The organism is Pirellulales bacterium (assembly GCA_035533075.1).
In the GTDB taxonomy this organism is placed as follows: Bacteria; Planctomycetota; Planctomycetia; order Pirellulales; family JAICIG01; genus DASSFG01.
On record DATLUO010000216.1, the window covers coordinates 20,974 to 27,244 of the forward strand.

8 protein-coding genes, 1 tRNA gene, 1 other RNA gene and 2 pseudogenes are annotated in these 6,271 nt (G+C 62.5%); 6 read left to right on the plus strand and 6 right to left on the minus strand.

Features of this window, described 5'->3' with window-relative positions; all coding sequences use genetic code 11:
• The first annotated feature begins 5 nt into the window (after positions 1-5).
• On the plus strand, positions 6-494 hold the full coding sequence (locus VNH11_27860; GenBank protein HVA50207.1) for a DUF3820 family protein: 489 nt from the start codon (positions 6-8) through the stop codon (positions 492-494).
• Between the two features lie 85 nt (positions 495-579).
• Positions 580-798 (plus strand): hypothetical protein, encoded by a 219-nt coding sequence (locus VNH11_27865; GenBank protein HVA50208.1) that lies wholly within the window; start codon positions 580-582, stop codon positions 796-798.
• Between the two features lie 34 nt (positions 799-832).
• On the opposite strand, the gene VNH11_27870 is transcribed toward VNH11_27865, so the two are convergent.
• Positions 833-1,117, minus strand: coding sequence for a hypothetical protein (locus VNH11_27870; protein ID HVA50209.1), 285 nt, complete (start codon positions 1,115-1,117; stop codon positions 833-835).
• Positions 1,118-1,562: 445 nt separating this feature from the next.
• Here VNH11_27870 and VNH11_27875 point away from each other — a divergent pair.
• A pseudogene (locus tag VNH11_27875) lies at positions 1,563-2,159 on the plus strand (site-specific integrase).
• Between the two features lie 358 nt (positions 2,160-2,517).
• On the opposite strand, the gene VNH11_27880 reads toward VNH11_27875, so the two are convergent.
• Positions 2,518-2,590: transfer RNA gene (locus tag VNH11_27880), tRNA-Ala, on the minus strand.
• A 157-nt stretch (positions 2,591-2,747) separates the two neighbouring features.
• On the opposite strand from VNH11_27880, the gene ssrA reads away from it, so the two are divergent.
• Positions 2,748-3,113, plus strand: a transfer-messenger RNA (tmRNA) gene (gene ssrA, locus VNH11_27885).
• 48 nt (positions 3,114-3,161) lie between these two features.
• Here ssrA and VNH11_27890 read toward each other — a convergent pair.
• Both VNH11_27890 and VNH11_27895 read right to left on the minus strand, forming a co-directional pair.
• Positions 3,162-3,377: pseudogene (locus VNH11_27890) on the minus strand (translation initiation factor).
• 11 nt (positions 3,378-3,388) lie between these two features.
• Positions 3,389-3,571, minus strand: coding sequence for a CPXCG motif-containing cysteine-rich protein (locus tag VNH11_27895; GenBank protein HVA50210.1), 183 nt, complete (start codon positions 3,569-3,571; stop codon positions 3,389-3,391).
• Positions 3,572-3,656: 85 nt separating this feature from the next.
• On the opposite strand from VNH11_27895, the gene VNH11_27900 reads away from it, so the two are divergent.
• A complete protein-coding gene (locus tag VNH11_27900; GenBank protein ID HVA50211.1) occupies positions 3,657-3,899 on the plus strand; it encodes a hypothetical protein in 243 nt (80 codons plus the stop codon).
• Between the two features lie 205 nt (positions 3,900-4,104).
• On the opposite strand, the gene VNH11_27905 is transcribed toward VNH11_27900, so the two are convergent.
• The gene (locus tag VNH11_27905) at positions 4,105-5,043 is read right to left on the minus strand and encodes a hypothetical protein (GenBank protein ID HVA50212.1); all 939 of its coding nucleotides are present in this window, start codon (positions 5,041-5,043) and stop codon (positions 4,105-4,107) included.
• A gap of 422 nt (positions 5,044-5,465) precedes the next feature.
• Positions 5,466-5,726, minus strand: a complete 261-nt coding sequence (locus tag VNH11_27910; protein ID HVA50213.1) for an amidohydrolase family protein — start codon at positions 5,724-5,726, stop codon at positions 5,466-5,468.
• On the opposite strand from VNH11_27910, the gene VNH11_27915 reads away from it, so the two are divergent.
• Positions 5,709-5,954, plus strand: a complete 246-nt coding sequence (locus VNH11_27915; protein ID HVA50214.1) for a hypothetical protein — start codon at positions 5,709-5,711, stop codon at positions 5,952-5,954. The genes VNH11_27910 and VNH11_27915 overlap by 18 nt on opposite strands.
• Positions 5,955-6,271: the final 317 nt, after the last annotated feature.

The window sequence follows — 6,271 nt, forward strand, 5'->3', positions numbered from 1 at the left end:
ACATCATGCCCACCGACGCCGCCTTGCTGGCGCAACTGCAAACGCTCTGGCAGGTCGTGCCGCCGCCGGGCCCAGAGGGCGCCCCGCCGCCGGCTGTCTCGACGGACCCGCCACCAGAACCGCCCGTAAGCGAACAAGGCGAAGTCGCCGACGTGTACCAGGACGAAGGCATTTATCTCTGGCCGGACGAACCGACCGCCGCCGATCTTGGCCCGTTCGCTTTGCTCGACGATACCGACGGGGAGTATTTGTTGGGCCGGCATCGCTACCCGGAACCGTGCGGATTCTGTGGGGGACGCTGCTGGCACAACCCGAATTGCGTGGCGTTGTGCGATGAATGGCTGATATCGATGCCGTTCGGCAAGCACAAAGGAAAGCCGGTTGCCAGTCTCGACCACGATTACTTGGCATGGCTGCTGAAATGCGGCATGGAACTGAACGCCGAGCTACGCCGCGAAATCGAGCGCGTGCTAGGAATCGAACAAGTCGCTTGACAGCGCGCACCGTTGACTTGACACTGTGAAGTGAGTATCATCTGAGTGTCTTGACACGCACTCAAACCAAAACGGAGAGCACGAAATGAGAGTTGCGCATAGTGAACCGTACAAAATTGATCAGACCTGCGAAATTCGCCTGGGGGTGGCATCTTGGGATGATGGCTCGAATAAGGCGAAATCCGTGAAATTCACCTGGTTCGACAAGAACGGCAAAGCGGCGCGTGGTGGTGAGTTTCCGGTGGAGGCCCTTCCTCAAGCGCTCGACTTTGCCATTCGGCAAGGATACGTGAAACTGTACTGACCCAACGAAAGGCGAAGTGACCTATGGGCACCGTCTACCGCAAGACCTTTACAAAGCCGCTGCCGGCTGGCGCGGAAATCATCGTCCGCAAAGGCGAGCGGTTGGCACGATGGAAGGATAGCAAGGGCAAGGCCCGCACGGCACCGATTGCCGGCGACCAGGCCGCCGAGCCGGGCCGTATCAGCGTGACCGCCGGCACGTACACCGCGAAGTATCGCGACGGCAACGGGCTGGTCGTGGAAATCTCGACCGGCTGCCGCGACCAGGACGCCGCCCGCAAAGTGCTGGGCGAATTGGAACGGCGGGCCGAACTGGTCAAGGCCGGGGTGGTGACCGCGGCCGAAAACGCCGTGGCCGATCACCAGGGCACGCCGCTGCCCGATCACTTCACCGCGTACCTTGGCCATTTGAAGGCGAAGGGAGTGCATCGAACGCGCATCGCCAACGCACGGGGCCGGCTCAACAAGATTGCCGCCGACTGTTCCGCAGCCAAGCTGGCCCACTTGTCGGCCACGATGTTGGAACGTTGGCTGCATTCCGTTGCCGAAGCCGGAATGTCGGCGCCGACCCGCAACGAGTATCGGGCTGAAATCGTCGTGTTCGGAAACTGGTGCGTCCGCACGGGCCGCCTTACCTCGAATCCGCTCGACGCCGTGGCGCGGGCTGACGCCAACGCCGATTGCCGCCGGCAACGTCGATCGCTCACCGAAGCGGAGTTGCTGCGATTGCTCGACGTGGCCCGCCGGCGACCGCTCGTTGAGGCAATGACGGTTCGCCGCGGAAAGCGAAAGGGCCAGCTTGCCGCCAACGTTCGCGACGACGTGCGGGAGCAACTTGAACGGCTGGGCCGCGAACGTGCGTTGATCTATAAAACGCTGGTGCTCACCGGGCTGCGCCGCGGCGAGTTGGCTTCGCTCGCTGTGAGCCAGCTTGACCTCGACGGGCCGTTGCCGTCGATCGTGCTCGACGCGGCCGACGAAAAGAACCGGGCCGGCTCGACGCTGCCCCTCAGAGGCGACCTTGCCGCCGACCTGGCCTTGTGGGTCAAGGAACTGAACCAACGCCATAGCGGCGATTCTGGCGCGTTTGCGCCGCGGATATTCACGGGTCCGGTGCCGCTTGTCGGCTCGATATGGTGCGCCCAGCCGGACCCCAACATTCAATCGAGCGGCGCGGAAAGCCGGCTGCCGGCCGATGCGCCGCTGTTCACGGTCCCGAAAGCGCTGGTCAAAATTCTCGACCGCGACTTGAAAATGGCCGGCATCGCCAAGCGCGATGAACGTGGCCGGACGATCGACGTACACGCCATGCGGCACACGTTCGGCACGCTGCTGTCGAAAGGCGGGGTTGCCCCGCGGACCGCGCAGGCCGCCATGCGGCATTCGACGATCGACTTGACCATGAACACCTACACCGACCCGAAGTTGCTCGACGTGGCCGGCGCCCTCGACGCTCTGCCGGCGTTGCCCCTCGACGGTACGCCCGCCGATAGGCAAGAGCAACGGGCAACGGGGACCGATGACCTTCGCGTATCGGGCTTGCACCAGCTTGCACCGCTGCTTGCACCAAAATCTGGCCAACGTGGTGCAAGCGAGGCATTCGCTGTCAAAATGGCAGCCGACGACCGCAAACGCAACTTGCCGGCCGGCGACGACGCAACTGCTTGTGGCGTCAAACAAAAGCACCCGCTGACAACGGCTGTCAACGGGTGCTTGGCAGTGGAGCGGAAGGGAGTCGAACCCTCGACCTTCGCATTGCGAACGCGACGCTCTCCCAACTGAGCTACCGCCCCGAAAAAGGACAGAATCGTCCCCATCCAGGTTCACCTTGATTTTAGGATGGCTGGGCCGGGCTGTCAAAGCCGACTGGGTCAAAGGGCCAAAGCCGCCTCCCGCCCTCTGGCCCGACCGTGTAGAATAGGAATTGAACTGTCATTGCTTTGGGCATTCGGGGGCGAACTGGGTTCGACCGGACAGCTTGAAGCGCAGGTGGCGTGCCGTGGTTGGTCAGTTGGCCACGTTAAAAGCTGACCAAATATCTTCAATTGCCGAAGATAGCTACGCTTTGGCTGCCTAACTAATGGCATCCCCGGCTGCGGATCTTTGTCGGAGAGGTCCAAAAGCCGGTCACTAATTCCGAATCGCTCCGGGTCAACGTTGGGTACGCCCGGAGTTAAAAGCTGTACTCGACTAGCCTGCTTGGCACCCTGTCGATCGGGGGCTGAAAGGCGAAATGCGGAAATAGCTCGACTACGCACGTAGAAGCAGGCGTGGAAATGTTTCGGGACGCGGGTTCGATTCCCGCCGCCTCCACTGAATAGAGCCTTGCGAGAAATCGCAAGGCTCTTTCTCGCAGGCCGATTTGAGTTGGCGCAGCAACTCGGGCAGATCGTTGCCTTCGACCGATAGCCCCCGCAAGGCTGTCACCACCTTTCCCTTCCTCCGCTTTTCGACCGCCAATCGCACCGTTTGCGATTCCGGCGGAAATCGCGGAGGCGGACAGGTACATTCCTCTTCCAGCGCCCCACAGCGTTCACAGCGCGGCGGACGATCGAACGGCGTTCCCTCGAAGAGCCGCATAGCTCAGCCCATCACTCCCTTTGCGCCCAAACTCGCACGTCGCCGTACTCGTCAAGCTCGATGTGGATGACGTTCGGGCAGCAGCACACCGGACAATCCTCCACGTACTCCTGCTCGTCGCCCGCGGAGATGTCGATCGGTACGACGATCTCCTCACCACAGGACTCGCAGACGTAGCTGGCTTCGTCCTTCATGCGTCTCTTAACTCCAGTTGCTCACGGCTTCTCCGTAAACCGTCACCACCACCTTCCGGTCCCGCGGCCGAACGTCGCACTCAAGATGGAAGACCCGCTGCCAGGTGCCCAGCACGAGTTTACCTTCGCTGATCGGAATGACGAGCCGCCACGCTGGATCGGCCTGACTGCTTTTGGCTTGCTTGGCGGTTCTGCCAACGAGAAGGTCTCGCAGTTCGGCTACTTGGCGCTGCAGCTCACGAAGTTGAGCGGACAGGTCAATCTCGTTCAAAGAGTCGTGGCGCATAAAAAGCCGCCACAGGCGGGGCAGGTACCTGGGCGGCCTTGATTCAGCCTTTCGGCTGGGTCGCCCATAAAGATACCACGGGTTGCTGCCGCATCAACGACGGTGGCTCGCGAAGGTGCCTGAACGCTCGTGGCAAGCCGGGAATTTCAGCCGTCCGCTTGCTGGGCGACACGATTGCGATGTGTGCAAAACTTGTCGATGGTGCTGCTCAATCGGAGGTCCACGCCGTCGAACCTGGCTACGGCCGCTACGCCTGCACCCGATAGCCCGCCGCCCGCTCCGGCGGCGGCAAATCCGGCCGCACGGTCGCCTGCCTCACGAACGTAACGCGGCCCGCCGACAGCAGCCTGAAATGTGCCCGCCGCTGGTGCTGGTATCGTAACGGCCCATGTATGCTGCCGTTGGCATCGCCATGCCCTTCGGGCCGGCTCAGATGGAGCACTCGCTCATGCTGGCCGATGTGCCAGCCCACCTTGCCCCGTCGCTTCGCCTTTTCGACCAGACGCTCGGCCGCGGCCGAATCGCGTTTCCGGGCGTCCAGGTAGCGGGCCAGGTCTTTGCTCAGCACCTCCGGCTCGATCAGCCGGTCGGCACCGGTTGCCAGGAAGCAAACCGAGACGACCACCCGCAAACAATCCGCTTGCAGCTCACGCGGGACGTGGAGCCCTGGGGGATTCTGACGTGGCAGCCGGTCAAACGCCTCTTCGATCGCGATGCCCGGCACGCAGTCGAGCTGGCAGAACGTGAGCACAGGCCAGCCGTCGTGCAGTTCGCCGACGTCGATCCACAAGAACATGCGGCGCTCGCCGGCGTCGTTCTCGCCGTCATTGACCAGGATCGAGCGGACCACGTGCTCGTCATCGACCCGTAGCGGATTATCCTGCATCGGGAACCGCACCAGGAACGCGGGGGACGGCAATCGCAGGTAATCGACAGGCACGTCGATGCCGACGCCGGCCAAGAGCGGGATGATGGCTGGCCAAAGCTTGTAGTAGGGCCGGCCGGCGAGCGACCAGTTCAGTTCCGACTGGTAGCGGTTGAACTCGACGGCCATGCCCTGCACGCCACGGGTACGTTCGACGTAAGCGGCAGCCTGAAGTTGCCGGTAGAAGGCGGCGGGCGTATCGTTGGTCAACCCGGCCCGGCGAGTGAGGTCATGCGTCGTGGCGTAGTCGTAGAAGTCCATGTGGGGGACGCGTTGTCAGCACAGGAAACCACCTCGCTCAGTATCGCCCATCCAGTTGGCCGCCGCAACAATTTTGTCGTCCTGTCCATGACGCCGCGATTAGGTTCTGGAAAGGCGTCTGGAAGCCGTTTACGCTACTCGGATGGCGACCGCACCTCCGATCAGGCCGAAACGTCGCCCGCGACGACTTTGGGGGAAACCTAAGCCTGACCTGACAATAGCCCAGATACTGGGTTGGGCAGATGCCTTCCACAAACGCCGGGGCCGCTGGCGAGACCTGACGCCTCTCGGGCGAATCGGCCGCAGTGAAGACGTCGCTGATGCGGTGTTGTTCCTGCTGTCGGAGCAATCGAGCTTCATCACTGGGCAGACGCTGGTCGTCTGCGGCGGGCGAGTGATGTTGCCGTGAGTGCGGCCCTCATTCAATGTTCCTTTTGGTAAACAATCCGGCCCGCCACGACGGTGATGGTGACCCTGGCCTCTGCGATTCTTGATCGCTCCTCCTCCGCCAAGATGTCGCGGGACAGCACGACCAGATCGGCGAGCTTGCCGGGCGCGATCGAACCTGACCGCTCTTCAGAGAAATTGGCATAGGCGGCGTCCAGTGTGTAGGCGCGGACCGCCTCGGCCGCGGTGATGCGCTGCTCGGGGAACCAGCCGTCCGGATGATTGCCGTCGAGCAACGCGAAGCACTCCGCCAGGGCGAGGGTCCGGTTGCCGTCGAGGATGAGCAGACACACCAGGTCTATTTCATCGTCGATAAGGCGACGTTGGAGGTGCTTCGAAAGGAGCAAGACATGGCGGCAATCCGCGAAGGGCTGGCGGACGTGCAAGCGGGCCGCGTAACGCCCGTCGGCGATTCGATCGCGCGCATTCGGCAACAGCTTGGGCTGCCACAGCGGGCGCGATGACGTACACCGTCGTTAATACGCGACGCCCAACGCACCGAATCATCTTCACGGTGGCCGACGACGTGGTTCTCGTGCTGGCCGTGCGCCACGTGGCGCAAGACGAGCTTCAACCCGACGACCTCACCTGCCCCGGATCAATTTCGGGGTGGGGCCAGAGGCCCCAGTTTCCACCCCCCGGCCCTTTACACGGGAAAAACGTGGATTAAACTGATTGTCGCTTTAGCGGCAACAGCGTTCTTGTTGTGTGGTTCGCGGGCGAAAGGCGCGCCCGTGAAAAAAGCAAGGGCGTAGTCCCCAAGGTCCGGTGCGTTCGCGGC

What these genes read in the sequence shown, in the direction of transcription:
- VNH11_27895 (HVA50210.1), bottom strand. Translation starts at nt 3,571, where the DNA reads ATGAAGGACGAAGCCAGCTACGTCTGCGAGTCCTGTGGTGAGGAGATC.
- VNH11_27900 (HVA50211.1), top strand. Translation starts at nt 3,657, where the DNA reads ATGGAAGACCCGCTGCCAGGTGCCCAGCACGAGTTTACCTTCGCTGAT.
- VNH11_27915 (HVA50214.1), top strand. Translation starts at nt 5,709, where the DNA reads ATGATTGCCGTCGAGCAACGCGAAGCACTCCGCCAGGGCGAGGGTCCG.
- VNH11_27865 (HVA50208.1), top strand. Translation starts at nt 580, where the DNA reads ATGAGAGTTGCGCATAGTGAACCGTACAAAATTGATCAGACCTGCGAA.
- VNH11_27860 (HVA50207.1), top strand. Translation starts at nt 6, where the DNA reads ATGCCCACCGACGCCGCCTTGCTGGCGCAACTGCAAACGCTCTGGCAG.
- VNH11_27905 (HVA50212.1), bottom strand. Translation starts at nt 5,043, where the DNA reads ATGGACTTCTACGACTACGCCACGACGCATGACCTCACTCGCCGGGCC.